Genomic DNA, 26,260 nt, shown 5'->3' with positions numbered 1-26,260 from the left:
GTCCTCGGCGGCGAGTCGGTTGGCCGCCGAATGCGGCGGGGCGCGCACCCCCGCGCTGGTCACCGCCGCCCAGCCGTTGCCGTTGACCTCCCGCGAGCGCGAGATTGCCAACCTCATCGCGGCCGGTCTGTCCAACAAGGAGATCGCCGACCGGCTATTCGTCTCGGTCCGCACGGTCGAGGGCCACGTCTACCGCGCCTGCACCAAACTCGATGTCGCCGACCGGGCGCAAATCGCCGCGCTCATCCGCGACGGCCACTGACCCCCCCACCTCGCCGAGCGTGCCCACTTTTTCGCCGAGCGTGCCCACCTTTTCGCCGAGCGTGCCCAGAATCTCGCCGAGCGTGTCCTATGCGTGGACGTGCGGCTGCGCCCACCCGGGCAGGGGGTCGGGGAAGGATGCCCACGCGCGCGGCCCCGCCGCCAATTCGTCGTCGGTGAGGAGAGCGGCCGAGAGGACGCGCTCGGGCCGCCCGCGGTCCAGGCGCACCCCGATGAACACGATCTCCTGACCGGGGCGCTCGTCGGTGTTCGCCCACGGACCGGCCGCCTCGATGAACAGGTTCGGGCCCGCCTGCGACCAGATGGCCGCGGTGTCGGGTCGTGTCGCGACCCAGCAGAACCCCTTGCTGCGGAGGATCCCCCGCAGCTCCTCGAGGGCGACGGCGAGCCGGGCGGGATGGAACGGGCGGTCGGATCGGAAGACGACGCTGCTGATCCCGTACTCCTCGGTCTCGGGAGTGTGGCCGCCGGCCATCTCCTCGGCCCACCCGTCCACCTGGCGTGCGGCGTTGACGTCGTACAGCCCCGTGCCCAGGACCTTCTCGACGTCGATGTCGCCGTTGACGACGCGGATGAGCTGCGCGTGCGGGTTGAGGCGCCGGATGGTCGCCTCGACGGCTCCGGCCGCCGTCTCGGACACCAGGTCGGTCTTGGTCAGCAGGATGACGTCGGCGAACTCGACCTGGTCGACGAGGAGGTCGGAGATGCTGCGCTCGTCGCCGGGCGCCGCCTCCAGGTCGCGGTCGGCGAGGTTCTCGCCCCTGGTGAGCTCGGGGAGGAAGGTGGCCGCGTCGACGACGGTCACCATCGTGTCCAGCCGGGTGACCGACGAGAGGGAGAATCCGTCCTCGAACTCCCAGTCGAAGGTGGCGGCGACCGGCATGGGCTCGGAGATGCCGGTCGACTCGATGACGACGTAGTCGAAGCGGCCGTCGGCGGCGAGTCGGGCGACCGCCTCGACCAGGTCCTCGCGAAGGGTGCAGCAGATGCACCCGTTGGTCAGCTCGACCAGCTTCTCCTCGGTGCGGTCAAGGTGGGCCTCGCCGAAGGCGCCGTCGACGAGTTGGGCGTCGATGTTCACCTCGCTCATGTCGTTGACGATCACCGCGACGCGCAGGCCGCCGCGGTTGGCGAGGATGTGGTTGAGGATTGTGGTCTTGCCGGCGCCGAGGAAGCCGGACAGGACGGTGACGGGAATGCGGGTGCGGGCTGTCATTCCTTAACAATAACCATTGTCAATAAGGATTCGCCACGCGGTGCCCCGTGCGGCACTGGCCTACGATCGCGGAGTGACGACCGGGACGAGCCCGCAGCGGCAGACGGCCCCCGCGATGAGCCGCGGGACACTGGCCTTCGTCTGCCTGCTGGTCCTCGGCGTCCTGATCGCGGTCCCGTTCAACGCGCGCCTCAACGCCGACGAAACGGTCGCGACGGCGGCCACGATCTTCGCCGGGGTGTTCCTGCAGGCCGTGCCCTTCCTCGTGTTGGGTACGGTGGTCAGCGGCGCGATCGCCACCTGGGTGACGCCGGCGATGGTGGCGCGGGTCCTTCCCCGACAGACCGCGGCCGCCATCGGCGTGGGCGGGCTGGCCGGTGCGGTGCTCCCGGGATGTGAGTGTGCCTCGGTCCCCGTCGCCGCCCGACTGATGGACCGAGGCGTGCCGCAGGCGGCCGCCCTCGCCTTCCTGCTCTCGGCACCCGCCATCAACCCCGTCGTCCTGGTCTCGACGGCGGTCGCCTTCCCCGGTGAGCCGCGGATGGTCGCCGCCCGGTTCGGCGCCTCCCTGCTGACCGCTCTCGTCATGGGCGGGCTGTGGGCGCGCTACGGCGACCCGTCGCTGATCCTCCGTCGGATCTCCCCCGGCGACGACGACGGTCCGCGGGGCTGGCCGCGCTTCGCCGAGGCGGTGCGGCACGACTTCATCGAGTCGGCCGCCTACTTGGCGCTGGGTGCCGTGGCGGTGGCGGCGCTGCACGTCGTGGTCCCGGACTGGCTGTTCGAGAAGGTCGCCGGCCAGATGCTGATCGGGATCGCGCTGATGGCGGTGCTCGCCGTCGTCCTGGCGGTGTGCTCGGAGGCCGATGCCTTCGTCGCCGCGAGCCTGTCGATGCTCCCGCTCCTGCCGCGACTGGTGTTCCTGGTCGTCGGTCCGGTCGTCGACCTCAAGCTGATCGCGATGCAGGCCGGCGCCTTCGGCAAACGGTTCGCCGCCCGCTTCTCCACCGCGACCTTCCTGGTGGCCATCGCCGTGGCCACCGGCGTCGGTGCCGCGATCCTGGGGTGGCGCTGATGGGTCGCGAAGCACAGAACCTCGTCTTGCTCTGCCTGGGTCTGACGGTCCTGAAGACGACCCTCGACGGAAGCTACGAGCGCTACGTGAAGCCGGGGATGTGGCCCTACCTGCTCGCCTCGGCCGTCGTGCTCGTCGTCCTCGCCGCGGTGGCGATCGTGCGCGACATCCGGGCGGGCGGCCGGGCCGACGACGGCCACGTCCACGGGCGCGGTGCCCTCCTGTGGCTGCTCACCGTCCCGGTGCTGGTGATCTTCTTCCTCGCACCGCCGTCGATATCGCCGGCCCGCGCGGGCACCACCGCCAACATCTCGGCGGCCGAGTCGGTGCGCTTCGAGCCCCTCCCGCCCGGACCGGCACCGGCGGTGCCGATCCTCGAGGTGGTGCAGCGGGCCGTGCAACCCGACGGCGGGGGACTGTCCGGGCGCGCGATCTCTATCGACGGGTATCTGCAGCCGCGCGACGGACACACCGAACTGGCGCAGGTGGTGATCATCTGCTGTGCGGCCGACGCGCGCACCTACCGCATCGAACTCGGCGGACCGGCAGCCGCGACGTTGGCCGCCGCACCCGCGCGAACCTGGTGGCGCGTGGTGGGGACCGTCGCCGACGGCAGTGCCTCGGCCGAACGCAAGCACATCCCGCTGCTGCAGGTGACCGATGCCCGGCAGGTCCCGGCGCCCAAGAACACCTACGGCTACTGACCGATCAGACCGGCGCCTGCTCCTCGCGCAGGGAGTCGACCGCCTTGGCGAAGGTCTTCACCCGGTGGCGTCCCACGTCATAGCCGACGCGGCCGAGCATCGAGTCGCGGAACTGCGGGTCGATGCGCGAGGCCAGCGGCGTCCACCACGGCTTGTGGCTGCGCGGCAGGTCGGCGAGCAGACGGTCCGACGCGGCGGTGAACACCGGCGCCAGCCGCAGGTAGTCGGGGCGGAACTCGCGCAGGTCGCGGTCGGGGTAGTACTCGCGGTGGACCTCGGCCAGCGCCCGCGGGAGATCGGCGTCGATGTGCGCCGACACCCCGTAGAGCAACCCCTTCATCACCGGAAGGTGTGGGCGCTTGGCGTCGGTCGACTCGGCCGTCGACCACGCCTTCGCCCACGCGTCCTCGACGTCGCCGCCGGTGCGGTAGGCGGCCAGGTTCCGCTGGTAGTAGTCGTGGAAGGTGGGGATGAGGGCCAGCACCCAGTCCGGGTGTGCCAAACCCAACTCCGAGGGGTTCTTCGCCGCGGCGATCATCTCCTCGGTGACGTACTGGTAGACGCGGGCGAACCACTGCTTCGGGTCGTCCGCCGCGGCCAACTCGTCGGCAAGCGCGCGCTGGGTGGCCAGCGACTGCTCGGCGCCGTCGACCAGGTCGTCGAAGGCGGGTGCGTCGGCGGCGTCGGCGACCGGGCTCGTCGTGGGCAGGGGGTCGTCGAAGGTCGCGGAGCCGGCGATGTCGGCGAGGAGGTCGAGCGATTCGCCGACCTGCTTGCGGATCACCCGGCACAGCGCATGGGAGAGGGGCGCCGCGATCAGCCGCATCGACACGTGCCACGACAGTTCGGTCCGACCGTCGGCCGTGGGCGTGAAGGTCTGCACCCCCTGGTGGCTGAGCAGCAGCGGACCACCGTCGTAGACGCGGTAGCGGAACTCGCGCGGCATTTGCGCGTACTCCACCACCTCGCGCAGTTTGCGCTTCCCGTCGGGCAGCGTGATGGTGCGCAGCGCACCGGCCGCGTCCGGTCGCTCGCCGGGACCGGGCTCGGCGAGGTCGACGCGGGCCGTCGACCACCGGCGCATCTGCTCGGGATCGGTGACCAGCCGCCACGCGACCTCCGGCGGGCAGTCGAGCGTGCGGGTCAGGGTGAACTGCGCGGTCATGCGACGGGATCCATCCGGTTCTGGTCGGCGGCGCGGTACCGGGCGCCGACGAGTTTCGGGTCGGACAGGTCGATGCCCAGACGGCCGGTGGCCAGGCGCAGTTCCCGACGGGCGACCTTGCGCTCGGAACCGAGCAGGCCGAGGGAGCGGGCCAGTTCGCGCGACCGCACGACTGGCCGTGCGAGGTCGACCAGGTGGTGCAGCGGGTTGGGCCGCAGACCCATGGCCGAGGCGACCTCGGGCTCCACCCATCGCGTCGACACCGCGGCGAACACCGGCCGCAGGAACGGTCGGGTGACGGCGTGCACGGCGTCGTTGAGCGGGCCGGGCAGACCCAGGTCGGGCTTGAAGCCGTCGTCGAGAAGCGCCCGCACGAGCACCTTGGACTCGTCGTTGGGCTGCAGCGCGAATTCCTTGGAGATCTGCCAGGTGCGCACGGCGTCCTCATAGCTGATCGGGAGGAGGTGGTCCTGCACGCCCATCACCCAGCCGATCCAGCGCCACAGGTGCGTGATCGCCTCGAGCTCGGCGCTGGAGTAGCGGATGCCGAAATCCTTGGCGACGGTCAGCGGCAGGATCAGGAACCCGGCGGTGATGGTGAGCTGCGAGTACGTCTGGTTGATCGGCACGCCCCACGACTCGTCATCCCAATCGTCCTGGGCCCGCAGGTGGTAGCGCACCATCGCGTGCACCAGGCGGATGCGCAGCGTCTCGACCCAGCCGCCGGCGCCGATGTCCATGAGGCCGGGCGCGGTGGCCAGGGTGACCCATCGTCCGGTGGCCAGCAGGCGGTCCCACGTGCCCTCGGTGAGGCGGCCGGTGGCGGCGAGCGGGTGCGTGAAGCCGCGGGCCTGGTAGCCGTAGATCAGCGACTGGTAGAGCGTGCTCGACTGCAGCGAGCCGAAGCGCCACCACGCGTCGGCACCGGCTTTGGCCAGCGCCGGGTCGAACCAGGACGGGGGCGTGCTGGCGTGCTCCAGGAAGGCGCGAAACGCGGGCGCCTTCTTCAGCAGCGCCGGGTCGACCATCGTCGGTGCGTCGAGCGCGGTGACGATGTCGTTCCACTTGTGCTCGGCCTTGCCGGAGAACAGTTCGGCGATGACCGGATCGGCCTGGGGGTCGCCGACGAGCAGTGCGTCGCCCATCGCGTCGACGTGGTCGGGGTAGCGCTCCCGGACCTCCGCCCAGTTCTGGGATCCGGTGATGGCCGCGGCAACCTCGCTCGGCACGTGTCGTGTCATAAAGACAGTGTGTCTTTTAACCCGGCGAAGGTCAAGGACTACGACGTGCCGCCGGGTGGGCCGTCCATCCCGGAAAAACCGGACCAGACCAGCAGGAACAGGTGGTCGACGACCTCGTCGCGGCTGATGGTGCGCGTCGTGGACCACCAGGTGATCGTGGACGAGATGGCCCCGACGAGTGCGCGCGCCCACGTCTGTGCGGGTGCGTCGTCGCGGCCGCGGGTGCGGAAGCCCTCGGCGAGGATCCCGGCGATCGTGGTGACGACCAGTCCGTCCGGCGCCGGAGTGGTCGGCAGCAGGTGCCCGGACAGCGCCTGCGCGAGCTCCGGCTCGTTCTCGAACCAGGCCGCCAGGATGTCGATGGCCGCCCGCGTCTGCGCGGCGGGGTCGTCGATGTCGCCGACGATCTCCACCAGTCGCGCGACCAGTCGCTTGGCGTGCCGCGTGGCCAACGCGTCCAGGACCGCGTTGCGGTCGGCGAAGGCGGCGTAGACGGCCGACCGGGTCAGACCGGCGGCCGCGGCGACATCGGCCAGGCTCGCGTCCGGTCCGGATCCGCGGATGGCCGACTCCGCCGCGTCGAGCAGTTGCGCACGACGTTGCGCGGGGTCGACCGGCGGCCCGGGCGGGCGGCCGCGGCGTCGACGCACGGTGGTCTTGTCGGTCATGGTCGACTCAGGCTACCGGTCCCAGGCGCCGCACCGACACGCCTTGACCGTCGGGCGCGGATGTCGGTGCGTCGACCTAAAATCGGACACATGGATCCGTTTGTGGCCCCCGACGGTGATCTGCGCTGCGGCTGGGCGGGCGGTGCACCGGAGCTGTTGGCCTACCACGACGCGGAGTGGGGCTTCCCCGTCGGCGACGACCACCGGCTCTTCGAGAAGATCTGTCTCGAGGGATTCCAATCGGGGTTGAGTTGGCGGACCATCCTCAACAAGCGCGAGAACTTCCGACGGGCCTTCGCGGGTTTCGACTACCACCGGGTGGCGCAGTTCGACGAGGGCGACGTCGAGCGGCTGCTCGGCGACGCCGGCATCGTGCGGCACCGCGGCAAGATCGAGGCGGCGATCAACAACGCGCGCCGCGCCGTCGAACTGGAGGCCGACGAGGGTTCGCTCGCCGCCTACCTGTGGCGGTTCGAGCCGTCGCCCGGCGAGGTGGGCGTGCCGCAGACCAAGTCGACGTCGGCGACCTCGGTGGCGCTGTCGCGGGATCTGAAGAAGCGCGGCTGGCGGTTCGTCGGGCCGACGACCGCCTACGCCTTCATCCAGGCGATGGGCCTGATCAACGACCACCAGTACGAGTGCAAGACCCGCGCGGAGGTCGACGCCGCCCGCCGGGCCTTCGACGTGCCCTGAGTCAGACCGACAGCGACACCGGCGCGACCAGGTCGGCGACATCGACGGGACCGTCGAGGAACCCCTCGTCGTGCAGGAACGCGATCTGACGGTCCAGCAGCGCCAACCGGGCCGGACTCAGGTCGACGTCCAGTTCGGCGGCCAGCGTCGTCGCATACGAGTCGTCGACCAGTTCCTCGGGGATCCCCGCCTCAGCGGCGAGGATCCGCGTCGCGGCGACGGTGTTCTCCGCGGCCCAGGCCGCGGCCGCCGAGGTCTCCCGGACGATGGCGTCGACGACGTCCGGATCCTCCTCGAGCAGATCGGCGGAGACGCTCAGGGTGAGCGGCCGCAGGTTCGACGACAGTTCCGGGGCGCGGTGGGACTGCTCGCCCACCTCGACCACCGGCACCGCGCCGGTCACCGCACGGGTGACGACGAGGTTAGAGCCCTCGGAGAAGATCGCGTCGACCTCCCCGCGCAGCAGGGCCGCGATCTCGGCGCGCTGGAACCCGAGCATGAACCCGGCGTCCCACAGCGTGGCGGCGGCCGCGGTCGAGCCGGTCGACTCGTCGACGAAGGTGCGGTCGACGACGATGTCGCGGAAGACGACGTCGTCGGGGCCCAATCCGGCAGCGGCGACCGCGCGGCGCGCGCCCTGCAGCACCGACGCCCGCCAGAAGTCCACCGGGTCGTTGACGCGGCGGGGGACGCCGATTGTCGCACCCCGCAGGTGCGCCGGTTCGGTGATCCCGGTCGACGGCAATGCCAGCAGCGCGGCGTTCGACGGCGCCACCGACAGGCCGACGACGGCGAGCCGGGCACCGCGCGAGGCCGCGACGATCGGCGGGATGTTGCCGCCGTGACGAGTGGACCGCAGCTGGGTCTGGGTGAAGTGCGACGTGCGGGTGGCGCTGTCGGTGGACGTCGCGAGCGAGTGGAAGTCGACGCCGAGTTCGGCGAGCCGCTGCGGCAGCCGGCCCGTCGCCACGGCGACGCTGAACGCGGTGGGCACCGGGCACCGGGTGAACCACACCGGATTGCGGGCGCTCACGACGCCACCTTGGCGCGCCGCTCGAGCAGCGCCGACACACGCGGGAAGACCTGCTCGGCGAAGCGTCGGGCCTCCCGTTCGACGGGCTGGAACTGCAGCATGAACAGCTCGATCCCCAGGTCGTAGAACTCGACGAGGCGTTGCGCGACCTGGTCGTAGGTGCCGACCAGGCCGGCGGCCGTGCCACCGTTGGTGCCGATGTGTGGGAACTTGCGGAAGGTCTCGAACATCACCGCCTTGGGGTCGGCGTTGGCGAAGACACCCTCGAGTGTCTCGGCGTCCTGGTTGGCGAGCTTCCAGAACAGTTCCAGTTCCGCGGCGGCCTCCTCTTCGGTCTCGCGGGCGATGACGAAGGCCGAGAGTCCGAAATCGACCGGGTCGCCGGTGCGCGGGCGGCTCGTCACCGAGTCGATGAGCTCGCGCACGACCTCCACCGGCTGGCCGTTGATGAACCAGGCGTCGGCGCGCTTGGCGGCGAGGTCGCGGGCGGGTTCCGATTCGCCGCCGAGGTAGACCTTCGGCTTCACGGCCGGGTCGGCCGGGCGGATCACGTAGTCGTCGATGGTGAAGTTCTCACCCTGGTGGGTGACGTGCTCGCCGGCGACGAGACGGTCGACGATCGACAGCCATTCGTCGCCGTAGGCGTAGCGGTCGTCGTGCTCGGCGAAGGTCAACCCGGCCTTCTCCAGCTCCGGCTTGTACCAGGCGTTGACCAGGTTGATGGCGAAGCGGCCGTCGGCGATCTCGGCGATCTGCGCGGCGATCTTGGCGAGGAAGACCGGGTGGAACAGGTACGGCTTGATGGCCGCGATGATCTCGATGCGACTGGTGATCGCGGCCAGCGCCGCGGCTGTGGACCAGGCCTCCAGCTCGGGCAGCTCGTGCCCGTTCGGGTTGAGATTGTGCTGTGCCACGAGGGTCGAGTCGTAGCCGAGGCGCTCGACCTCGAGCACGAAGCGCTTGTTGAGGTCCCAGCTGGCGTCGAAGGGGTCGCCGGGATAGTTCTGTGCGGCGAACGGACCCCACACGGGGGCCCAGACGCCGAAACGGGGGCGGTCGATGGTCGTCGGCCACGAGAATTCGGCGGCGGGGCTGTTGTCGGTCATGTCCCGACGGTAAGGCGGGCCGGTGGCCGGGGACAGGCTCTGAGTCAGCCCGGGTTTAACCTCACCCGACGCGGAAGCGTTTGATCTTGCTCGTCGCGCCCGCGACGAGTTCGACGCGGCTCTTGGGCACCGAATAGTGCTCGGCGAGCAGCTTGGCCACCGCCTTGTTCGCCTTGCCCTCGGTGGCCGGCTCGCGCACGTAGAGGGTCAGCGATCCGTCCTCGGCGACCTGCACCAACGGCCCCTTGCGGCTGTTCGGCTTGACCGTCACTGTGACCACCTCGCCGGTCACCACTGCACGATGCCCTGGCGCTTGCGCTTGACGTTCTTGTTGGTGCGGTTCGGCCCGGTGCGGTCCTCGTCGAGGCACATCGAGCGCAACACGTTGTGGAAGACGACGAGCCCGTAGAAGTTCGGTGCGGTGAGGATGCCGACGGTCCGCGGCATCAGCGCGGGCGAGACGTCGGTCGCCAGCAGGTCGCCCAGGATGCCGGCCGCCGAATCCTGGCCGCCGAGGTACCAGACCGCTTCGACGATGTGCGCGGCGATGCCCCACGCGTAGTACGCCGCGGTCAGCGAGTGCGACACGGTCAGCTCCGAGAGCGGCACGGTCTCGCGGAAATCGAGCCCGTCGAGGTGGTTGCGGTTCAGGCCGATGATCGCCTCGATCGGTGCGCCGCCGACGACCGGGATCATGTAGGAGATCTGCGCGAGGATCCACTCGCCCATGGTGAAGTCGGCCGGATCGGTGGGGATCAGGTTGTGGTGGATGCGCGTGGTGCGCATGTAGGCCTCGAGCTGCCTGGTGACACCCGTGATCTGCGGGGCCATCGTCGGGTTGGTCTTGGCGAGAAAGGTCGAGGTGCGGGTCACGATCCGCTTGAGCGGCAGGGTCCCGATGTGTCGGCAGGACTCCACGTCGGCGACCGACACCTGCCCGGCGATGTCGCGGACGATCCCGGGCACGGCCCACGCGAAGCGCAGGTCCTTCTCGAACTTGCCGGCGTGCTCCTTCTCCTCCTTGGTGACCGACGCGACGCACGAGAGGGTGAGGTTGATGCTCATCGCCTTGTACAGCTGGGTCACGCCGACGACGCCGAGCATGATCGGGATGGACAGGAACATCCCCAGGCTCAGCGGCCCGAAGTCGACCAGTCGCGGAACGGTGCGGCGGAAGATCGTCGCGGGCACCAGCACCGTCACGTACAGGTAGAGGAAGACCGTCTCCACCGCCTGCGCCAGCGTCAGGTTGTCGAGCGAGATCGCGTGCGCGGTCTGACCGCGTCGCACATTCACCAACTGGGTGACGATGTACTGGGAGATCGGGTCGCGGTACCGCATGATCGGGTCCGCATCGTCGGCGTCCATGTCGTACGGGTGGTTCGACACCCACAACGACGACACCTTGATCCGCTTCAGATCCGAGCGCATCCGCGCCTTGATGGCGGGTGCGTCCTTCTTGATCTGCGGGCCGAGGGTCGGCAGCAGGGAGTCGAAGACCGACTCGAACACGACGCCGAGCGGGGCGAACCGCGACCCGACGCACTCCTTCTTCGCCGCCGGGCTCAGGTTGCGGGGCAGCGTCTTCGAGTGGGAGTCGGGGGCGGCTGCCGCCCGCGGCAGTCCCTGCTCGCCGGTGAACGCGAGTGTGACGGCGACGCACAGGGCCACGGCGACGACCGCGACCCGGCCGCGCGGCCGAACGCGGCGGACCCGACCGGGCATCGCGCACTCCTCGATGACGACGCCGCGCCATGCGGCGGGGCATTGTGACTACACAGTGTTTCCGAAAGTGTATTGCCGAGCGCCCCGCCGAGCCGGGTGAACCGGGAGACCCGTCGGATTACGCTCCGGCCGCATCGAATTCGCGGGTGACGAGGTCCATGTTCACCATGCCACCGGTCATCGCTGCGGCGCCGATCGACATCGGCACCGTGAGTGCGGGGTTGATGACGTTGCCGACGGCGTAGACGAGTGGGTGGCTGGTCCGCCCGAACTCGTCGATCGCGATGAAGTCGCCCATCGGGGTGTCTGCCCGATCCAGCCCCAGGTCGGCGAGGAAGTCGTCGTTCGGCTTGGGCGTCGGCCCGGCGAACAGGGCGTCCAGCTCGACGACGCCGTCCTCGGTGCGGACCCCGGTCAGGCCCGTGCCCTCGCCGAGGAGTTCGACGACGGGCGATTCGACGAGCTTCACCCCGCGCGAGGCGAGCCGGGCCCGCAGCGCGTCGTCGACGTCGGTGCCCATGGTGAACAGGGTCAGGTCGTCGCTCCATTGGCGGATCAGTTGTGCCTGGTGTGTGGCCATCGGGGACAGGGCCAGGACGCCCAGGCGTTGTCCGCGCACCTCCCAACCGTGGCAGTAGGGGCAGTGCAGGACGGTCGAACCCCAGCGCTGGGCGAAGCCGGGCAGATCGGGCATCTGGTCGGTCAGCCCGGTCGCGACGACCAGCGCACGTCCGGCGACGGCCGTGCCGTCGGCGAGTTCCACCGTCACCGACTCGTCGTCGGCGTTGACCGACACCGCGCGTCCCTCGCAGATGGTCACCGCGTACCGGCTGACGTCGGCGCGTCCGCGGCGCAGCAGGTCGGCCGGCGACTCACCCTCCCAGCCGAGCACGCCGTGCATGTGGTCGGCGAAGCGGTTGCGCGGCTGTCCCTCGTCGACGACCAACACCCGGCGCAGCGCCCGACCCAGCAGCAGTGCTGCGGACAATCCGGCGGCGCTGCCGCCCACGACGATCGCATCCCATGTTTCGCTCATGCCCCCAGTGGACCTGCACCTCACCAGATTGGCAAGTATTCTTGCGATATTGGCAAGGAGGCTCGGATGGGTGAGGAGATGAAGCTGGTGGGTGCGCGACTGCGCGCGCTCCGCAACAACCGCGGGTGGACGCTCGACGACCTGGCGGCCAGCGCCGGGATGTCGCCGAGCACCCTTTCGCGGCTCGAATCGGGGAAGCGGCAGCCCAGCCTCGAGCTGTTGCTCCCGCTGACCCGGCAACTCGGGATCGGCCTGGACGACCTGGTGTCACCGACCGTCGCCGATCCCCGGGTCCGGCGCGAACCGTATCGGCGAAACGGGATGATCATCCACCCGTTGGTCCCCGAGGGATCGCCGATGAAGACCTACAAGATCCACTATCTGCCGATGGAGGGCGACCCGCCGGAGTTGCGGGTGCACGACGGCTACGAGTGGGTGTACGTGCTCTCGGGCAAGCTGCGCCTGCGCCTCGGCGACCAGGACCTGGTCCTGTCCCGCGGGGAGGCCGCCGAGTTCGACACCCGCGTCCCGCACGCCCTCAGCGCCGACGGCAAGCGGCCGGCCGAGGTGCTGAGCATCTTCAACGACGCGGGGGAGCGGATCCACACCCGGACCGCCGAGTAGGCCCGAGCGGCGTCTGGCCATCCACCTGTACGACCTCGCGTAAAGCGGCGGTCATCGCCGATTAAACAGGTCGAAACATCAGACGCCGTGCGCATTCCAATTCAATAACTGTGAGAATCCGAGTTTCCCCATGCGCGGTTTGTCATTGCCAACCGCGCAGGTAGGAGCGGTGCGATTTGCCGCCGACATCAATCATCGCTATCAGAAATTTTGACAGCGCCCGACCAGTCCCCGAGGGTGGGCCCCGAGCCGACGCCCGCACCCGACCCAAAGGGGACCACCACCGATGATCGAGAGTTCTCGACTGCGCACCCACGGCCGTACCGCAGTGGTCGGATTCGCCGCATCCGTCCTGGTCACCGGGCTCCTCGGCGGATCACTGGCTGCCGCCGCACCGCAGCCGGGGCGGCCGATCGCACCGGACCCGGCCGCGCTGCCCACGCCGTTGCCGGACCACTTCTACGCCAAGCCGGCGGGATTGGACACCAAGCGCAACGGCGACATTCTCGCCGCGCGCGGACGGGTCAATCCGCCGGGATTCTTCGATATCCGCACCTATCAGCTCAAGTTCCGCAGCACTGATTCACAGGGACAGCCGATTGCCGCGGTGACGACCGTTCTGGTGCCCAATCGACGCGCCGCGAATGGTCCTCTGCTGTCTTTCCAACACGTCGTCAATGCGACCGGTCTCCAGTGCGCGCCGTCGCAGGCGCTGTGGACCAGCGACCCCAACCTGACGATCCGCGAAGCGCCCGGCCTCAACGCCGCGCTGCAGCGCGGCTGGGCCGTCGCCATCCCCGACCACCTCGGGCCGCGCAGCGCCTACGGTGCGGCCAAGCTCGGCGGGCAGATCACCCTCGACGGGATCCGCGCGGTCCAACACTTCCGTCCCGCCGCGGCGCGGCACAGTCGCGTCGGCATGGCCGGGTATTCCGGCGGCGGTATGGCGACCGCCTGGGCGGCGGCGCTGCAGCCGACCTACGCCAAGGACCTCAAGTTGGCCGGCGCCGCCTACGGCGGGGTGCCGATGAACCTCGTCAAGATGGCCGAGGGGCTCGGCTACGCCAACCCGCACCCGGCCTTCGGGCTGGCGTTCGCCGCCGCGATCGGCATGGCGCGGGAGTACCCGGCCGCAATCCCGATGCGTCGCTACCTCTCGCCGGTGGGCCAGCGGATGTTCCGCGAGCTGCGCAACGCGTGCACCAACGACATCCTGCGCGTCGGCGCCGGGCACAGCGCGAAGGAAGTGGCGATCGGCGGCCGCCAGATCTTCAACGACCGCACCGCCCGCAGCAAGGTCGAGGAGAACAGCCTCGCGCTGTTCCGCGGGGTCTCCAAGACGCCGGTCTTCGAGTGGCACAGTCCGACCGACGTGCTCATCCCGGTGGCGTCGATCGACTACACGAACCGGCGCTACTGCCGTGCCGGGACGCCCGTACAGTCGCTGCTGACGCCGTCGCCGGACCACATGAGCGCCGCCGTCATCGGCCTGCTGCCCGCGTTTGCGTACCTCCAGGACCGCTTCGACGGGAAGCCCGCGCCGAGCACCTGCTGATCAGCGTCCGCCGATCTGGCCGGTGGTCCCGGCGCGCTGCACGGTGTTGATGAACGCCCGCTTGTCGCGGTGCTTGGCGAAGTCGCCGACGGCGTCGTACAGGGCCTGCTGGAATGCGGTGCTCATCAGCTCGCCGTGCGTGATCGACAGCAGGACGCGGTCATGCCACAGGGCAGCGGAGGCGCCGCGCTGGTAGGGCGAGAGCGTCGACGTGTCGACGTCGCGCCGCACCGGCACCGACCCCTTGGCCCGGGTGAACGCGAGCATCGTCGCCGGATCGGCGACGGTGTCGAGGAACTTCAGTGCGTTCACGCCGTTCTTGGCCTTCTTGGCCGCCACGAAGGTGTCGACGATGGCGAGGTAGGCGCCCTCGGTGCCGGGGAAGGGCGCATATCCGAACTGCTGGCCGTCCACGGCGCCGGTGGCCGTGAGTTCGCCGTACGCCGAGTCGTTCATCGACAGGAAGGCGCACTCGCCGCGGCTGAGTTTGGCGACGGCGTCGGCCCAGTGCGTCGTGTCCGCGTCACGACCGGCGTGCCCGACGTACGCGCCGAAGCGGTCGAGTGCCGTCGACACCTCCGAGCCGCCCCAGTCGAAGCGGTCGTCGGCGATCCGCTGCCAGCCGCCCGGACCGACGATCCCGAGCAGAGTGTTCTCGAACAGCTCGACGAGGGCGAACCGGTCCGCCGACCCCAGGCACAGCGGGGTGATGCCGGCGGCGGCGACCTTGTCCAGATCGCCCGCCAGGCGGTCCTGGGTGTACCCGGCGCCGGGGACCTCCACGCCGGCCTTGGCCAGTGCGTCGCGGTTGAACCAGAGGTTGTTGCCGCGGTGGGCACCGGTCGGCATGGCCCACGGCTTCCCGTCGCGCATGACCGAGTCGCGGATGGCCGGCGCCAGCGCCGGGCCGATCCCGGTGCGGGCGAACACCGGCTCGATGTCGACGATCCGTCGCGCCGAGGCCCATCCGTCGACGGCCGATCCGGTCAGGCTCTGCCACAGGTCGGGCGGGTTGTTCGCTGCGAGCCGCTCGGCGAGGGCCACCTGGGCGTTGGACCCGCCGCCGCCCTCGACGGCGGCGTTGATCAGCCGCACTCCCGGGTTGGCCTTCTCGAAGGCGCCGGTGAGCACCTCGAAAGCGGGTCGCTCCGAGGCCGACGACCACCACGACAGGACCTCGAGCTTGTCGGTGGGATCGGTGTAGTTCCCGCCCGACGAGCAGCCGGCCAGCAGCAGCGTCGCGGCGGCCGCCGCGATCAGGGGCTTGTGCGGCTTCATGCGACGGCCTCCTTCTCGGCCTCGTGGGGTTGCGGCGCCCGCAGGTCGTAGAGCGCGTAGGCCGTCACCACGAGGAAGCAGAACGCGGGGACGACGAAGGACACCGCCGCGCTGGTGGAGTCCAGGAGCCGGCCCTGCACCATCGGCATCACGGCGCCGCCGACGATGGCCATGACCAGGCCGGCCGCCCCGTACTTGGTGGCCGGGCCCAGCCCCTTGAGTGCGACGCCGTAGATCGTCGGGAACATCAGCGACAGGCAGAAGGAGATGCCGACGACGGCGGCCACGCCGACCGCGTTGGGCGACACGACGGCGAACAACGCCAATCCGATCGCCAGTGCACCGAGCACGGCCATCACCTTGGTGGCGCGCACGCGACCGATGACCCAGGTCATGATGAACCGGCCGACCAGGAAGATGATCAGGCTGATCTGCAGCAGGTAGGCGCCCATCTTGAGTGAGCCGTTCAGCGACTGCTGCACGTACTGGATGATGTAGGTCCACGTGCACACCTGGCCGGCGACGTTGAAGAACTGCGCGATCACCCCGAAGACATAGCGCTTGTTGGAGAACAGGATCTTCGGCACGCTCTGGCCGGCCATGTCGGCGTCGGGGTACTCCTCGACGATCTTCGGCGACCGGTTGATGGCGATGCTCACCGCGATCGCGACGAGCAGGAAGCCCAGCCCCAGGTACGGACCCATCACCGCGCTCAACTGGCCCGCGCGCACGGCCTTGGCCTCGGCGTCGGACAGGTTGGCGCGGTTCACCGGTTCGCTGAGCTTGGGCATGATCAGCACCGCGGCCAGCAGCACGCCGATGTTGGTGCCGACCGGGTTGAACGCCTGGGCGAAGTTGAGTCGCCGCGTCGCCGTTTCCTCCGGTCCCAGCGACAGCACGTACGGGTTGGCCGAGGTCTCCAGGATCGAGCAGCCCGCGGCGATCATGAACAAGGCGCCGAGGAAGGCGGTGAAGGTCATGATGTGCGCGGCCGGATAGAACGCAAAGGACCCGGCGGCGGCCAGGAACAGCCCGGACAACAGGCCCACCTTGTAGCCGAAGCGCTCGTTGAGGAAGGCCGCCGGGAGCGCCAGCAGGAAGTAGGCGCCGAAGTACGCGAACTGCACCAGCGAGGCCTGGAAGGTGCTCATCGCGAAGATCTGTTTGAAGCCGGCCACCATCGGGGTGGTGAGGTCCGCGGCGATGCCCCAGGCGGTGAAGCACAGGATCAGCGCGACGAACAACAACCACTGCTTCTCGCCCACCAGGCGGGGCTTCGTCCGCGGCGCGGAGGTCGGTCGGGAATCGGTCTGCGTCACGGTTGTCACGCTACGACTCGGCGGCGGTTCGGCGGACCGACTTCGCCGAGATCGGGCATTTCGGTGGCCGCGATCGTCGGACACGGGCGCTCGGGCGGCCTAGGGTCGGCGATATGAGCATCCCTACGGCGGTGTGGGGCACCGGCAATGTCGGTCGCGCGGCCATCCGGGCGGTCGCGGCCAACCCGCAGCTGCGCTTGGCGGCGGTGATCGTCAACGACGCCGACAAGGCGGGCAGGGACGCGGGCGAGCTGGCCGCGCTCGATCGGGATCTTGGGGTCGCGGCGACGACCGACGTCGACGCTGCCCTGGCGGAGGTCGCCGGCGGCGCGCTCGCCTATGCCGCGGCGGGCGAGTTGCGCCCCGACGACGCCGTGGCCGACATCCGCCGAGCGCTGGCATCGGGCGCCGTCGTCGTCACCCCGTCGGTGTACGCGCTCTACGATCACCGCGGCGCGCCGGCCGAGCTCCGCGAACCGATCGAGGCGGCCTGCCGCGCGGGAGGATCGGCGCTGTTCGTCAGCGGCATCGACCCCGGCTGGGGCAACGACCTCCTGCCGGTCCTCGTGAGCGGGCTCGCCTCCGAGGTCGAGCAGATCCGCTGTCAGGAGATCTTCGACTACTCGACCTACGACGCCGAGGACTCGGTCCGGTACATCGTCGGGATGGGGCAGCCGATGGACTATGACCCGCCGATGGTCGCGCCGGGCGTGCCGTCGATGGTGTGGGGCGGGCAGGTGCGGCTGATCGCGCGGGCGCTCGGCGTCGAACTCGACGAACTCCGCGAGACGTCGAGCAGACAGCCGCTGGAGGCGACGGTGACGACGGCGTTGGGCGAGTTCGCCGCCGGCACCCAGGGCGCACTGCGTTTCGAGGTCCAGGGCATCGTCGACGGTGTGCCGAGGATCGTCGTCGAGCACGTCACACGGATCACCCTGGCCGCCGCGCCCGACTGGCCGCAACCGCCCGACGGCGGTGACGGCGCCCACCGTGTGATCGTGGAGGGCCGACCACGGATCGAGATTAACGTCGAGGCCACCGACGAAGGCGACAACCGGTCGGCCGGTGGCAACGCGACGGCCGCCAACCGCCTGGTCAACGCCATCCCGTGGCTGCGATCCGCACCGCCGGGCCTCTACGACGGGCTCGACGTCCCACTCGCCCCGAGTGCGTATCTGCGCACCCCCGACCCAGCGATGAGGAGCTGACCGTGTTTCTCGAGATCCCCGAGGGCAAAGACCCGATCATGTACGTGTGGGGCGAGATGGTCCCCGGCATCGGCCCGGCCGCCGCGGGTGCGGCCACCAGCGTCTACGAGCACAGCACCCTGGGACTGCGCGAATTCGAAGCGGCTCGCCTGCGCATCGCCCAGATCAACGGCTGCCTGTTCTGTCAGGACTGGCGCACCGAGCGTGACGGGCAGAAGGTCGAGGAGGGATTCGACGACGAGGTCGCGCACTGGCGCACCTCGAGTGCCCTCGACGACCGTGCCAAGCTCGCCGCCGAGTACGCCGAGCTGTACGCGACCGACCACCACAGCATCGACGATGCGTTCTGGGAGCGGATGCGCGCGCACTACACCGACAAGGAGATCGTCGAGCTCTCGATGTGCCTCGGTTCGTGGCTCGCGTTCGGGCGCCTCAACCGCGTCCTCGGGCTGGATTCCGTTTGCGTCCTGCCCAGCCACCTGCCGAGCTGATCCATCAGGGTTTCGTTCCTGCCGCATCGATCCACGCGGAACTGGCGAAACGAGGAGTGGGGAAATCGTGGAGCCGATGACGGGAATCGAACCCGCACTCTCAGCTTGGGAAGCTGAAGTTTCTGGTAGTTTGGTGAGGGTCGACCTGGGTTGTTACCCGCTCTGACCTGCAATAACGTAACCTGGCGTATGCAGAGGGTAGGCAGACGTAAGGTTAAGGATAAGGTTAAGTCGGATGAGTAGAGCGAAACGAAGCCGCCGCCGCAAAGGCGAAGGCAGCATCTTCCAACGCGGCGACGGCATGTGGATCGCCAAGGTCATGCGCGAGGACGGCACCTACTACCAGCGCGGCCGCGCCCGCCACGACGACGCCATGGTCGAACTCCGCAAGATGCTCGAAGAAGTCCGCGACGGCATCGACCCAGCCGCCGGCACCGCCACCATCGACGAGTGGATGGACTATTGGCTCGATGCCATCGCCGCCACGCGCGTCCGCCCCGGCACCCTCGACACCTACCGCTCGGCGGTCAAGCAGCACATCCGCCCGAACCTCGGCACCAAGCAACTCTCCCGCCTGCGCCCGGCCGACATCCGCCTCATGGTCAAGACCATCACCGACCGCCGCTCCACCCGCACCGCCCAAGCCGCCTTCAACATCCTGTCCAAGGCGCTCGACGACGCCGTCAACGAAGGCACGGTGCGGGAGAACCCGTGCCACAAGATGGACCGGCCCGAAGCGCTCAGCGAAGAACGCGCCCCCCTCACCGTCGACCAAGCCCGCTCAGTTCTGCTGCATGTCGCCGGCACCGAGAATCCGCTACTCGCCTCCCGATGGACCCTGTCACTGCTGTCCGGCGTCCGCCAGGGTGAAGCCCTCGGACTGGAATGGGGCCGCGTCGACTTCGACCAGAACGTGCTGGACGTGTCCAAGCAGCTGCGGCGCGTGCGCCTCAAACCCGGCACGACTCTCCCGGACGGCGACCTGTATCCGAAGGACGTGTTCGCCGCACCGAAGACCTACGACCTCGAACCACTCTGGAAGGGCATGTGCCTGGTCGACACCAAGACCAAGGGATCGCAGCGCATCATCCCCATGCTGCCGCCCCTCAAGATCGCCCTCCAAGCGCTGCGCGACCAGACACCCGCCGATCAGCGCCTCGTGTTCACCCGCCCGGGCGGGATGCCGGTGAAGGCGATGGACGACACCGCAGCGTGGCGACAGGTCTGTGTCGAAGCCGGTGTCGTCCCTTCAGTGGCGAAGGCACCCGACCAGCACGCGTCACGCAACACCGTCGCCACCCTCCTGTTGGAAGCCGGGGTCGAGGAGTCGGTGCGCATGCAGATCCTCGGCCACACCACCGTGACCGCGCACCGCGGCTACGTCTCGACGTCGACCGACGTCACCCGTGACGCCCTGGGGAAGATGGTGAAGCTGCTCAAGCTCGACGAGCCCGCCGACCAGCCTCCCGCTGAGACCTGATCCGCTGCAACCGCCGCACCAGCTGCGGCGAGTAGGCCAGGGCTTCGGGGTCGTCCAGGAGCGCGTTCAGCCGCTGAAAGTAGCGCGTCGGCGTGAGCCCGAGTTCACGGTCGATAGCGTCGTGTTGCGCGCCGGCCTGCCGCCACCACTTCTCCGCGAAGTCGAGCAGGGCCTTGTCGTCGTCGGTCATGCCACTCTCCAGTCGTCGCCGAACCGGTGCTCGAGCTCGGCGGTCTCAAGGGGGTCGAGGTTCGCCATGCGCAGCGCCCACGTGTAGTCGTCGACCCACGCCGCCGCCGCGGGGTCCGGGTCGTGGAGCGCGTCGGCGAGGTCCTCGATCGTCAACAGCCGCCGCGCCGCGACCAGGTGCACCAGGCGCTCACGCTTCTCCAGGTGCCAGCGCGTGCACTCCATGCCCGCCTCATCGCCGCGCTGGTAGTGCACGATCTCGTGAGCGAGCGCGGTGCGACGTTCCCGCTGGGACAGGCCGCGACGGATCTGAACCAGGCCCGCGCAGTACGTCGCGCGGGGCCGCAGGTTGGGGACGAACTCGATCGCCAGGCCGAGCTGAAAGGCGTGGCGCCAGGGGTTGTACATGCCGCCCAAGGTAAGGGTGGGGTCTGACAAATATCGCCCTGACCAGGAATTACATGGATGTAAGCTCGGGCCGGACGTCGATGGCGGGTGGCGCTGTAATCGTGGACGCCTCGACTCCGACAACCTGGGCATACATGTCGTCGAAGGTGCTATCGCGGTCGATGCCGACGTCGCTGATACCCCACTTGCCGGGCGCGGAGGTTACTCGCATGCCGTTTCCGAAGGGGATGCTGATCAGGACGTCGTTGCCTTGGTACTTGATCAGTGCGGCACACGCCCCGGGGCCGCCGAGTTGATCAACTACATCTCCGATGGTGTCCAATCCAGAAACGGCGATGAGGAGACGTTCGCCAGTTGGCAGGACTGGCTGGACGGCCTTCTCGGCATCGCCGTAGAGGCCGAGGTCAATAGCGCCGATGATTCGGCCAACAGCTTCGTTCCGGTCGTCGGCGCGATCATCCATAGTCCGCCAGCGCACGACATACTCGGCTCCGGTGGGATCGTCGCGCACATGCTCTTCATGAAGCTGCACACCGCTCGGCAGATGTCGCGGATCAATTGCGCCTACCGCGGTGGGTTCAAGGATCGCCGGTGTGTCGCTGATCAACTCAATCAGGGTGTCGCGTCCCGCCGCGAGGCCGGGAACCTGCGGACTGCGGAGCGACCAGCCGAATCCGGGGTATTGGGTGTAAATCAGGTGGACATCAGTCACAGCCCTAGCACCTCCCTCGCTTCATCAATCGTGAGCCCTACGTCTTCGATCAGGATACGCCGCAATTCTTTCGGCGCGAGCGTGCGCTTGTTGTGATAAGCCCAGCGTATCCGAGGTCGCCCCTCAGCGACTAGCCACACATGGCTGCCCTCCTGGGGGCCTTCTTTGGTGTACCCGAGCTTTCGGCGGAGCAGGCGAAGCACGTAGTTAGCTTTGTGTGATGGCCAGGGGCTTCCCACTAGGCTCCGCCCTCCGGGCCCTCAGGATCCGGCTGATCCTCGGGTGCCGGCCCGGCGGTGCGCTCGGCGTCCGTGAGCCCAGGCGGATCGTAGGCGGCGGCGTCCCGCTCGATGATCGGATCGGAATCGAGGTCGCGGCCCTTGCGGCGCATCGGGGACACGGAGCCACCTGACGGCTTCGGATCTGGGGTGGGTGGCGTCTTGGGCGCGGAGGTACCAGCTTCGCCTTGGTCGTCCTCATCGGCCAACCGTTGGGACTCGGCCGCTACCGCTTGCCGGAACTGGGCCAGGTTGACGTACTTGTCCTGTCCTGGTCCATGCGTTTCGATCACCAGCTTGCGTAGGTACTCGACTGCAGCATCGATCTCGCCGTCGGTCATGCCCGCCTTGATCGGCACGCCGGTCATATCAGGGTTGAGCGCCTGATCGCCGAGAGATTCCCACAGGCTCAACTCTCCCGGCTGAGGTTCGCCGCCGAGCTGCTGCCAGTACTCCTCGGCGGCCTGCGCGATATCCAAGCTGTTGTCGGCGAACAAGATGGTGTCGAGGTCTTCGCGACGCAGGGACTGCCCGGCGAGCAGCGCATCTCGGTATGGGGCGAGCACGGGCGCTCCGCGGGTTGCCGCAGTGAACGCCACAGCGTTCGCCATTGATTCGATCATCGAGCCACCCATATGCACAGCCCGTTCCGCGACGATCTTCTGCAAAGCGGCCTCGAACAGCGGATAGAACTCATCCAGATGCGACGCCACCGCGGTTGTGAGCTGAGCCTTGGCGCGCGGGGTGAGCCGAGGATCGTCATCGATCACATTGAAAATCATCTGAGCTTCTGCGGCCGCCCCGCGTTCGGCGAACGCCCGCACCGTCGGGGAAAGTGCTTCGGCGTGTGCTGCGGCAGGTGGGGGCTGCACTACGACGTTGAGCGGTGTCGGGTCGCCGCCAGCGAGAGTGGCTTCGGCACTGCCTGGTTCCCAGTCGAGGCCCTTGTCCAACTTCTTCAGCGTGACCTTGCGGTCCCCCGGGGCCCATTCGAAGTTCTCGATCTTGCCCATCGTCGTATCGCTTGGGCCGCCGCGATCTGCGACCTGCTCCTGCGAGAGGCCGAGTTCGTTGCGGCGTTCGTAGACGATGCGCCCGAACCGCTCCAAGTCCATGCCGCCAACAATGCCCCAACTCGTTTGGCAAACAAAAGCCCCGCCCCGCAAACATCCCAATTGGGCGGCTACCTGCACGGCTACTTACACCGATGTCGTTCAGCAGCTAGATAGATGTTTGCCACTCGTTTGGCTTGATTGCGGCGAGATGTTTGCTAAAGTTGCTCACATGATGCCAACCAGCTCCCGCTCGGTGAGCAAGTATCACAATCAACGGCCCGAAGTTCGGCAACCGGTCGTGACCCTGCAGATTGGCCGAAAGCTCGCGGGCAAGACGTTGCAGGATGTCTGCGACCACATCAATCGCGAGTTCGCATTCCCGAAGAAGGTTGAGCGGGGCACGATCTCGGCGATCGAGAACGGCCACCGCGGGGCCAGCGTCGAAATGCTGACTGCTATCGCATCGGCGCTCGGGATCACTGCCGGCGACATCAACACTGACTACGAGCCACGGCGCTCCCGCCACGGGGAGGTCGCCTGATGGTCGAGATCACCGGGGTTCACCCTTACGCCGACAAGTTTCCGATGCTCCCCGAATCGGAGTTGCAGGAACTCGCCGAGTCAATCCGCGCCAACGGCCTCCGCAACCCAATCGTGGTTACACCTGACGGGCTGATCCTCGATGGCCGCAACCGGACCGCAGCTTGTGCTCTTGCCGACGTCGAGCCCGCCACTGTCATGTACGAGGGCGAGGACTACGCCGAGTACGTCATTGACTGCAACAGCTCCCGCCGGCACATGACGACTGGTGCGCGCGCAATGAGCACCGCACTGGTCCTCGCCGCTGACGGTCGCCGAGGGGACGGCCGTTGGCGGCGCGGGACCGTGGATATTACCGAATCCGGTAATAGCGATCAGCGATGGAGAAACGCCCTCAATCAGGCAGGCACCGTCCTGGACTACGCCGAGCCTCTCGCCCTTGAGGTCATCGACGGGCATGTAGCACTCGACGCGGCCTACCGGACGGCCTGCGAGGCCCGCGACGCTGAGCGTCAGAAGCTGGAAGCCGAGGAGCGGATCGCCGCGGAGGAAGCCGACGCCAAGACGTTCGTCGAACAGACCGCTCCCGATCTTGCAGCTCAGGTGGGCGACGTGTTCCAGACCTATGCGGAGGCCCGCGTCATCTGGGAGCAACGCAATCGCGAGGAGGCCGCGCGCCTGGCCGCCGAGAAGAAGGCCCGCGAGGACGAGGAACGTGCCCGTCGCCAAAGCCGAACCGACCGCTACACCGCGATCTGCCAGGCGATGTTGACCGCCTCCACCTGGTCCGAGCAGTACCGCGGCGACATCGACGCCCTCATGGCCGAGTACGCCGAGCACGAGCTGAACCCGCCGCAGGCCGCCCGGTACCTCGAACTCAAACACCTGCACCACGCCAAAGCGTTGGTGGATGGACTCATCGCTTGGAAGGAAGCGCAGTGAACTCTGACGACTGGATGCTCGACCGCTACGAGAAGATCGTCGCCGAATCCGACGAGGGGATCGCGGTCAAGGAATCCCGCGACCGCGCGGCCACCGCCTACGAGGAAGCCATCCGCAGGGGCGAACTCGTCCGCCCCGACGAAGACCTCTACGCCGAGGGCCTGGCGCTCTACGACCGCGTCGTCCGCCCCCGCCGGCGTGGCCGAACCTCGGCGCTGCACAACGACGTTCAGACGATCGTCGAGGCACTGAGCGGCGCAACGATCCTCGGCGCGGATGACCCGATCCTGAACGTCGCCTACCCGCTCGGCACGCCGGACGGCCGCGACAAGGTGCTGGCGAAGTGGACCGCTGAGGACTGGCGCAACGCGACTCTGACCCGCTACCGCAACGCCGCCGAGACGACCGCCGCCGCGCAGATCTTCGCTGAGCAGTCCAGAGTACATCTCGGGCAGCTTGCTCGCGCGCGGCACCGACTCGGAAACCGCCGACCTGTTCCCAGCCACAGCGCAGAAGACCGCCTAGAAAGCAACGCACTCCGCCGAGCGGCTACTCGAACGGGGCGCATGAGGACTTGGAAGGAGTCCCACGAATGACAGATTACACCGACATCGCCGAGGCACGGAAACGTCACCTTGAGCGGGAACCGTTCGACCCGCACAAGCACGCCCTGCCGAGCTTCGACAAGGACGAGGAGCTAGTCGAGGACTGGATCGGCACCTGCCTGGGTTTGGCGAAGTCGCCGGAGCTGACCGGGATCCTGTTCGCCAACGTGTTCCGAGGCATGAACCTGTTCCTCGGCTCGGTATTCGACCAGTACAGCCTCCACGATCTCCTGCATCGCCACGCGGTCGACGCGTGGGAGAAGGACTTCGGATCGGACGGTGCGGCATGAAGCGCGACGAATTGGACGACCTCGACGAGGTCGCCGCTCTGTTCCGCTCAGTCCTCCAACGGTGTTACCCCAGCGACGGGGTAGCCCCGGACGAGGCATTCGAGGGAGTGGATAGCGGCGCAGACGTGCGACACGGCCTCCAGCGGAGAGTCGGACGCACTGATGGCGTCGTACAGGTTGCAGGTGATGTCCATATCCGCAGGCAGATCATCACGATCCATGGTTCTTCTCCTTGCTCGGTGTGTGGTGCTTCGAGCGTAGGAGGCCACCCCCGTGGCGGTGGGGATTCCGCCGCCACGGGCGGGGGTGGTGCCGCATGAGCTGGCTGCGCTATCACGACGGTTTGCGGTACCGCCGCATCGTTGACGTCACCGACTACAACGAACGCACCGGCGAGATCTGGGCTGTCGACGAGGGTGGGGTCCTGGCGCACGGCCGACCCCGCGAGTTTCAGGTGGTGGCCGCATGACTGTTCAGAACAACGCCAAGGTCCTGTACAGCCTGGCCCACGCCGCCGAGGCGGTCGACGTGTCGGTCGACACCCTGCGCCGCGAGTTCAAGGCCCACCGCCTCGCCGTGAAAACCATCGGCGGCCGCTACTTCGTGACCCACCAGGAACTCGAACGATGGGCCGCCGACTTGGAGCCGGCCATTCCCGGAGGTGCGGCATGACATCCTCGCTCATCCTCCAGTTCGCCGGCCTGGGGTTCATCCTCGCCGCCCTACTGGCCATTCCGTTCGCCCGCCGCGTCGACCACGCCATCGACGTCGACGAGCTCGACAGGCACTTCCGATCGACCCCGACCGTCAACCGCAAAGGACACTCCTCATGAACAACATCGACCTCGACCGCATCACCCACCCGCTGCGTCTGGCCAAGGGCTCGCATCAGCCCGGCTCCGGCAAGGGGTGCGCCATGAACGTCATCAGCTACATCAACGGCGACCCGAAGATCACCGACTTCCCCGAGTGCTCGGCCCGCCCGCTGGCGTCGCTCGTGCAGATGGTCAACGACCAGCTCGCCAGTAAGGCCGACGGGCTGCTGTCGCCGGAGAATTCGATCATCGCCCTCGACCTCGCCTGGCGCACCGTCGGCACCGCGACCGACGACGAGGCCGTTCATGCCTTGTGGATCGCGGACTGCCTCACCGATCCCGAGTGGGGCGTCATCCGGTACGCGGACGAGACGGGGGCCGCGGCGATCACGCGCATCGCAGAGCTGCACCGGGAGTCGGCCAACGGCGTGATCCCGTTCGCGTGGGCCGGGTCCGCCGCCTGGTCCGCCGCCGAGTCCGCCGCCCGGTCCGCCGCCCGGTCCGCCGCCCGGTCCGCCGCCTGGTCC

32 protein-coding genes, 1 tRNA gene and 1 pseudogene are annotated in these 26,260 nt (G+C 68.6%); 17 read left to right on the top strand and 17 right to left on the bottom strand.

Going from position 1 to position 26,260, the window contains the following annotated elements:
• On the top strand, positions 1–262 hold a 262-nt coding region (locus tag QM634_RS03850; protein WP_415041454.1), incomplete at its 5' end, for a helix-turn-helix domain-containing protein.
• Between the two features lie 87 nt (positions 263–349).
• On the opposite strand, the gene QM634_RS03845 is transcribed toward QM634_RS03850, so the two are convergent.
• Positions 350–1,498 carry a GTP-binding protein gene (locus tag QM634_RS03845; protein WP_415041453.1) on the bottom strand — a complete coding sequence of 383 codons (1,149 nt, stop codon included), beginning with the start codon at positions 1,496–1,498 and terminating at the stop codon, positions 350–352.
• 115 nt (positions 1,499–1,613) lie between these two features.
• Here QM634_RS03845 and QM634_RS03840 point away from each other — a divergent pair, with 115 nt between their 5' ends.
• Both QM634_RS03840 and QM634_RS03835 read left to right on the top strand, forming a co-directional pair.
• Positions 1,614–2,573, top strand: coding sequence for a permease (locus QM634_RS03840; RefSeq protein ID WP_415041455.1), 960 nt, complete (start codon positions 1,614–1,616; stop codon positions 2,571–2,573).
• A complete protein-coding gene (locus QM634_RS03835) occupies positions 2,573–3,277 on the top strand; it encodes a TIGR03943 family putative permease subunit (RefSeq protein WP_415041452.1) in 705 nt (234 codons plus the stop codon). Before QM634_RS03840 ends, QM634_RS03835 begins: the two co-directional genes overlap by 1 nt.
• Before the next feature lie 4 nt (positions 3,278–3,281).
• Here the strand turns inward: QM634_RS03835 and QM634_RS03830 are convergent, their stop codons facing one another.
• The 3 genes from QM634_RS03830 to QM634_RS03820 are packed head-to-tail and all read right to left on the bottom strand — an operon-like array spanning position 3,282 to position 6,351.
• The gene (locus tag QM634_RS03830; protein ID WP_415041451.1) at positions 3,282–4,442 is read right to left on the bottom strand and encodes a DUF5995 family protein; all 1,161 of its coding nucleotides are present in this window, start codon (positions 4,440–4,442) and stop codon (positions 3,282–3,284) included.
• A complete protein-coding gene (locus tag QM634_RS03825) occupies positions 4,439–5,683 on the bottom strand; it encodes an oxygenase MpaB family protein (protein WP_415041450.1) in 1,245 nt (414 codons plus the stop codon). The genes QM634_RS03830 and QM634_RS03825 overlap by 4 nt, the downstream gene beginning before the upstream one ends.
• Before the next feature lie 38 nt (positions 5,684–5,721).
• Positions 5,722–6,351: a TetR/AcrR family transcriptional regulator gene (locus QM634_RS03820; RefSeq protein WP_415041449.1), complete on the bottom strand. Its 630-nt coding sequence runs from the start codon at positions 6,349–6,351 to the stop codon at positions 5,722–5,724.
• A 90-nt stretch (positions 6,352–6,441) separates the two neighbouring features.
• Between QM634_RS03820 and QM634_RS03815 the strand changes: the two genes are divergently transcribed.
• Positions 6,442–7,044 (top strand): DNA-3-methyladenine glycosylase I, encoded by a 603-nt coding sequence (locus tag QM634_RS03815; RefSeq protein ID WP_415041448.1) that lies wholly within the window; start codon positions 6,442–6,444, stop codon positions 7,042–7,044.
• Between the two features lies 1 nt (position 7,045).
• On the opposite strand, the gene QM634_RS03810 is transcribed toward QM634_RS03815, so the two are convergent.
• The 5 genes from QM634_RS03810 to QM634_RS03790 form a co-directional block, all read right to left on the bottom strand.
• Complete coding sequence (locus QM634_RS03810; RefSeq protein ID WP_415041447.1) at positions 7,046–8,077, bottom strand: ABC transporter substrate-binding protein; 1,032 nt, start codon at positions 8,075–8,077, stop codon at positions 7,046–7,048.
• Positions 8,074–9,183, bottom strand: a complete 1,110-nt coding sequence (locus QM634_RS03805; RefSeq protein WP_415041446.1) for an LLM class flavin-dependent oxidoreductase — start codon at positions 9,181–9,183, stop codon at positions 8,074–8,076. The genes QM634_RS03810 and QM634_RS03805 overlap by 4 nt, the downstream gene beginning before the upstream one ends.
• A gap of 61 nt (positions 9,184–9,244) precedes the next feature.
• Positions 9,245–9,475: a DUF167 domain-containing protein gene (locus tag QM634_RS03800; protein ID WP_415041445.1), complete on the bottom strand. Its 231-nt coding sequence runs from the start codon at positions 9,473–9,475 to the stop codon at positions 9,245–9,247.
• Positions 9,472–10,908, bottom strand: coding sequence for a hypothetical protein (locus QM634_RS03795; RefSeq protein ID WP_415041444.1), 1,437 nt, complete (start codon positions 10,906–10,908; stop codon positions 9,472–9,474). Before QM634_RS03795 ends, QM634_RS03800 begins: the two co-directional genes overlap by 4 nt.
• A 118-nt stretch (positions 10,909–11,026) precedes the next feature.
• Positions 11,027–11,944: an NAD(P)/FAD-dependent oxidoreductase gene (locus QM634_RS03790; RefSeq protein WP_415041443.1), complete on the bottom strand. Its 918-nt coding sequence runs from the start codon at positions 11,942–11,944 to the stop codon at positions 11,027–11,029.
• Between the two features lie 66 nt (positions 11,945–12,010).
• Between QM634_RS03790 and QM634_RS03785 the strand changes: the two genes are divergently transcribed.
• Both QM634_RS03785 and QM634_RS03780 read left to right on the top strand, forming a co-directional pair.
• Positions 12,011–12,568, top strand: a complete 558-nt coding sequence (locus tag QM634_RS03785; RefSeq protein ID WP_415041442.1) for a helix-turn-helix domain-containing protein — start codon at positions 12,011–12,013, stop codon at positions 12,566–12,568.
• A gap of 286 nt (positions 12,569–12,854) precedes the next feature.
• Positions 12,855–14,123 (top strand): lipase family protein, encoded by a 1,269-nt coding sequence (locus QM634_RS03780; protein WP_415041441.1) that lies wholly within the window; start codon positions 12,855–12,857, stop codon positions 14,121–14,123.
• Here QM634_RS03780 and QM634_RS03775 read toward each other — a convergent pair whose 3' ends face one another.
• Both QM634_RS03775 and fucP read right to left on the bottom strand, forming a co-directional pair.
• The gene (locus QM634_RS03775; RefSeq protein ID WP_415041440.1) at positions 14,124–15,401 is read right to left on the bottom strand and encodes an ABC transporter substrate-binding protein; all 1,278 of its coding nucleotides are present in this window, start codon (positions 15,399–15,401) and stop codon (positions 14,124–14,126) included.
• Positions 15,398–16,720: an L-fucose:H+ symporter permease gene (gene fucP / locus QM634_RS03770; RefSeq protein WP_415041439.1), complete on the bottom strand. Its 1,323-nt coding sequence runs from the start codon at positions 16,718–16,720 to the stop codon at positions 15,398–15,400. The genes QM634_RS03775 and fucP overlap by 4 nt, the downstream gene beginning before the upstream one ends.
• A 113-nt stretch (positions 16,721–16,833) precedes the next feature.
• Between fucP and QM634_RS03765 the strand changes: the two genes are divergently transcribed.
• Both QM634_RS03765 and QM634_RS03760 read left to right on the top strand, forming a co-directional pair.
• Positions 16,834–17,928, top strand: a complete 1,095-nt coding sequence (locus QM634_RS03765) for a dihydrodipicolinate reductase (protein WP_415041438.1) — start codon at positions 16,834–16,836, stop codon at positions 17,926–17,928.
• Between the two features lie 2 nt (positions 17,929–17,930).
• Entirely contained in the window at positions 17,931–18,419 is a 489-nt protein-coding gene (locus tag QM634_RS03760; RefSeq protein WP_415041437.1) for a carboxymuconolactone decarboxylase family protein, read from the top strand.
• A gap of 68 nt (positions 18,420–18,487) precedes the next feature.
• On the opposite strand, the gene QM634_RS03755 is transcribed toward QM634_RS03760, so the two are convergent.
• A tRNA-Gly gene (locus QM634_RS03755) sits at positions 18,488–18,606 on the bottom strand.
• A gap of 48 nt (positions 18,607–18,654) precedes the next feature.
• Here QM634_RS03755 and QM634_RS03750 point away from each other — a divergent pair.
• Entirely contained in the window at positions 18,655–19,899 is a 1,245-nt protein-coding gene (locus QM634_RS03750; RefSeq protein WP_415041436.1) for a tyrosine-type recombinase/integrase, read from the top strand.
• Here QM634_RS03750 and QM634_RS03745 read toward each other — a convergent pair.
• From QM634_RS03745 to QM634_RS03725, 5 genes are read right to left on the bottom strand one after another with little or no spacing between them, the layout of a single operon-like run.
• Positions 19,856–20,089 (bottom strand): DUF3263 domain-containing protein, encoded by a 234-nt coding sequence (locus QM634_RS03745; protein WP_415041435.1) that lies wholly within the window; start codon positions 20,087–20,089, stop codon positions 19,856–19,858. The genes QM634_RS03750 and QM634_RS03745 overlap by 44 nt on opposite strands.
• The gene (locus QM634_RS03740; protein ID WP_415041434.1) at positions 20,086–20,496 is read right to left on the bottom strand and encodes an ImmA/IrrE family metallo-endopeptidase; all 411 of its coding nucleotides are present in this window, start codon (positions 20,494–20,496) and stop codon (positions 20,086–20,088) included. The genes QM634_RS03745 and QM634_RS03740 overlap by 4 nt, the downstream gene beginning before the upstream one ends.
• 49 nt (positions 20,497–20,545) lie before the next feature.
• A complete protein-coding gene (locus tag QM634_RS03735) occupies positions 20,546–21,208 on the bottom strand; it encodes a hypothetical protein (RefSeq protein ID WP_415041433.1) in 663 nt (220 codons plus the stop codon).
• Positions 21,205–21,411: a type II toxin-antitoxin system HicA family toxin gene (locus tag QM634_RS03730; protein WP_415041432.1), complete on the bottom strand. Its 207-nt coding sequence runs from the start codon at positions 21,409–21,411 to the stop codon at positions 21,205–21,207. The genes QM634_RS03735 and QM634_RS03730 overlap by 4 nt, the downstream gene beginning before the upstream one ends.
• A gap of 35 nt (positions 21,412–21,446) precedes the next feature.
• The gene (locus QM634_RS03725) at positions 21,447–22,601 is read right to left on the bottom strand and encodes a helix-turn-helix domain-containing protein (protein ID WP_415041431.1); all 1,155 of its coding nucleotides are present in this window, start codon (positions 22,599–22,601) and stop codon (positions 21,447–21,449) included.
• Positions 22,602–22,770: 169 nt separating this feature from the next.
• On the opposite strand from QM634_RS03725, the gene QM634_RS03720 reads away from it, so the two are divergent.
• From QM634_RS03720 to QM634_RS03685, 8 genes and pseudogenes are all read left to right on the top strand, one after another.
• Positions 22,771–23,082 carry a helix-turn-helix domain-containing protein gene (locus QM634_RS03720; protein ID WP_415041430.1) on the top strand — a complete coding sequence of 104 codons (312 nt, stop codon included), beginning with the start codon at positions 22,771–22,773 and terminating at the stop codon, positions 23,080–23,082.
• Entirely contained in the window at positions 23,082–24,023 is a 942-nt protein-coding gene (locus tag QM634_RS03715; RefSeq protein ID WP_415041429.1) for a ParB N-terminal domain-containing protein, read from the top strand. Before QM634_RS03720 ends, QM634_RS03715 begins: the two co-directional genes overlap by 1 nt.
• 14 nt (positions 24,024–24,037) lie before the next feature.
• Positions 24,038–24,619, top strand: a complete 582-nt coding sequence (locus QM634_RS03710; RefSeq protein WP_415041428.1) for a hypothetical protein — start codon at positions 24,038–24,040, stop codon at positions 24,617–24,619.
• Positions 24,616–24,918: a hypothetical protein gene (locus QM634_RS03705; RefSeq protein WP_415041427.1), complete on the top strand. Its 303-nt coding sequence runs from the start codon at positions 24,616–24,618 to the stop codon at positions 24,916–24,918. The genes QM634_RS03710 and QM634_RS03705 overlap by 4 nt, the downstream gene beginning before the upstream one ends.
• Before the next feature lie 316 nt (positions 24,919–25,234).
• On the top strand, positions 25,235–25,387 hold the full coding sequence (locus QM634_RS03700) for a hypothetical protein (protein ID WP_415041426.1): 153 nt from the start codon (positions 25,235–25,237) through the stop codon (positions 25,385–25,387).
• Complete coding sequence (locus tag QM634_RS03695) at positions 25,384–25,590, top strand: helix-turn-helix domain-containing protein (RefSeq protein ID WP_415041425.1); 207 nt, start codon at positions 25,384–25,386, stop codon at positions 25,588–25,590. Before QM634_RS03700 ends, QM634_RS03695 begins: the two co-directional genes overlap by 4 nt.
• The gene (locus QM634_RS03690) at positions 25,587–25,751 is read left to right on the top strand and encodes a hypothetical protein (protein ID WP_415041424.1); all 165 of its coding nucleotides are present in this window, start codon (positions 25,587–25,589) and stop codon (positions 25,749–25,751) included. Before QM634_RS03695 ends, QM634_RS03690 begins: the two co-directional genes overlap by 4 nt.
• Positions 25,748–26,260, top strand: a pseudogene (locus QM634_RS03685) (hypothetical protein); the annotation flags it as partial. The gene QM634_RS03690 and the pseudogene QM634_RS03685, both read left to right, overlap by 4 nt.

The organism is Gordonia sp. (in: high G+C Gram-positive bacteria), assembly GCF_047606305.1.
GTDB lineage: Bacteria > Actinomycetota > Actinomycetes > Mycobacteriales > Mycobacteriaceae > Gordonia.
Note: the sequence above shows the minus strand (reverse complement) of the source record. Positions and strands in the feature narration are given on the sequence as shown.

Excerpts from the sequence above, each read along its gene's own strand:
- QM634_RS03695 (WP_415041425.1), top strand. The coding sequence starts at position 25,384 with ATGACTGTTCAGAACAACGCCAAGGTCCTGTACAGCCTGGCCCACGCC.
- QM634_RS03715 (WP_415041429.1), top strand. The coding sequence starts at position 23,082 with ATGGTCGAGATCACCGGGGTTCACCCTTACGCCGACAAGTTTCCGATG.
- QM634_RS03780 (WP_415041441.1), top strand. The coding sequence starts at position 12,855 with ATGATCGAGAGTTCTCGACTGCGCACCCACGGCCGTACCGCAGTGGTC.
- QM634_RS03825 (WP_415041450.1), bottom strand. The coding sequence starts at position 5,683 with ATGACACGACACGTGCCGAGCGAGGTTGCCGCGGCCATCACCGGATCC.
- QM634_RS03795 (WP_415041444.1), bottom strand. The coding sequence starts at position 10,908 with ATGCCCGGTCGGGTCCGCCGCGTTCGGCCGCGCGGCCGGGTCGCGGTC.
- QM634_RS03820 (WP_415041449.1), bottom strand. The coding sequence starts at position 6,351 with ATGACCGACAAGACCACCGTGCGTCGACGCCGCGGCCGCCCGCCCGGG.
- QM634_RS03840 (WP_415041455.1), top strand. The coding sequence starts at position 1,614 with ATGAGCCGCGGGACACTGGCCTTCGTCTGCCTGCTGGTCCTCGGCGTC.
- QM634_RS03765 (WP_415041438.1), top strand. The coding sequence starts at position 16,834 with ATGAGCATCCCTACGGCGGTGTGGGGCACCGGCAATGTCGGTCGCGCG.
- QM634_RS03700 (WP_415041426.1), top strand. The coding sequence starts at position 25,235 with ATGAGCTGGCTGCGCTATCACGACGGTTTGCGGTACCGCCGCATCGTT.
- QM634_RS03740 (WP_415041434.1), bottom strand. The coding sequence starts at position 20,496 with ATGTACAACCCCTGGCGCCACGCCTTTCAGCTCGGCCTGGCGATCGAG.
- QM634_RS03725 (WP_415041431.1), bottom strand. The coding sequence starts at position 22,601 with ATGGACTTGGAGCGGTTCGGGCGCATCGTCTACGAACGCCGCAACGAA.
- QM634_RS03775 (WP_415041440.1), bottom strand. The coding sequence starts at position 15,401 with ATGAAGCCGCACAAGCCCCTGATCGCGGCGGCCGCCGCGACGCTGCTG.
- QM634_RS03785 (WP_415041442.1), top strand. The coding sequence starts at position 12,011 with ATGGGTGAGGAGATGAAGCTGGTGGGTGCGCGACTGCGCGCGCTCCGC.
- QM634_RS03720 (WP_415041430.1), top strand. The coding sequence starts at position 22,771 with ATGATGCCAACCAGCTCCCGCTCGGTGAGCAAGTATCACAATCAACGG.
- QM634_RS03805 (WP_415041446.1), bottom strand. The coding sequence starts at position 9,183 with ATGACCGACAACAGCCCCGCCGCCGAATTCTCGTGGCCGACGACCATC.
- QM634_RS03745 (WP_415041435.1), bottom strand. The coding sequence starts at position 20,089 with ATGACCGACGACGACAAGGCCCTGCTCGACTTCGCGGAGAAGTGGTGG.
- QM634_RS03710 (WP_415041428.1), top strand. The coding sequence starts at position 24,038 with ATGCTCGACCGCTACGAGAAGATCGTCGCCGAATCCGACGAGGGGATC.
- QM634_RS03705 (WP_415041427.1), top strand. The coding sequence starts at position 24,616 with ATGACAGATTACACCGACATCGCCGAGGCACGGAAACGTCACCTTGAG.
- QM634_RS03690 (WP_415041424.1), top strand. The coding sequence starts at position 25,587 with ATGACATCCTCGCTCATCCTCCAGTTCGCCGGCCTGGGGTTCATCCTC.
- QM634_RS03830 (WP_415041451.1), bottom strand. The coding sequence starts at position 4,442 with ATGACCGCGCAGTTCACCCTGACCCGCACGCTCGACTGCCCGCCGGAG.
- QM634_RS03815 (WP_415041448.1), top strand. The coding sequence starts at position 6,442 with ATGGATCCGTTTGTGGCCCCCGACGGTGATCTGCGCTGCGGCTGGGCG.
- QM634_RS03845 (WP_415041453.1), bottom strand. The coding sequence starts at position 1,498 with ATGACAGCCCGCACCCGCATTCCCGTCACCGTCCTGTCCGGCTTCCTC.
- QM634_RS03790 (WP_415041443.1), bottom strand. The coding sequence starts at position 11,944 with ATGAGCGAAACATGGGATGCGATCGTCGTGGGCGGCAGCGCCGCCGGA.
- QM634_RS03835 (WP_415041452.1), top strand. The coding sequence starts at position 2,573 with ATGGGTCGCGAAGCACAGAACCTCGTCTTGCTCTGCCTGGGTCTGACG.
- QM634_RS03750 (WP_415041436.1), top strand. The coding sequence starts at position 18,655 with ATGAGTAGAGCGAAACGAAGCCGCCGCCGCAAAGGCGAAGGCAGCATC.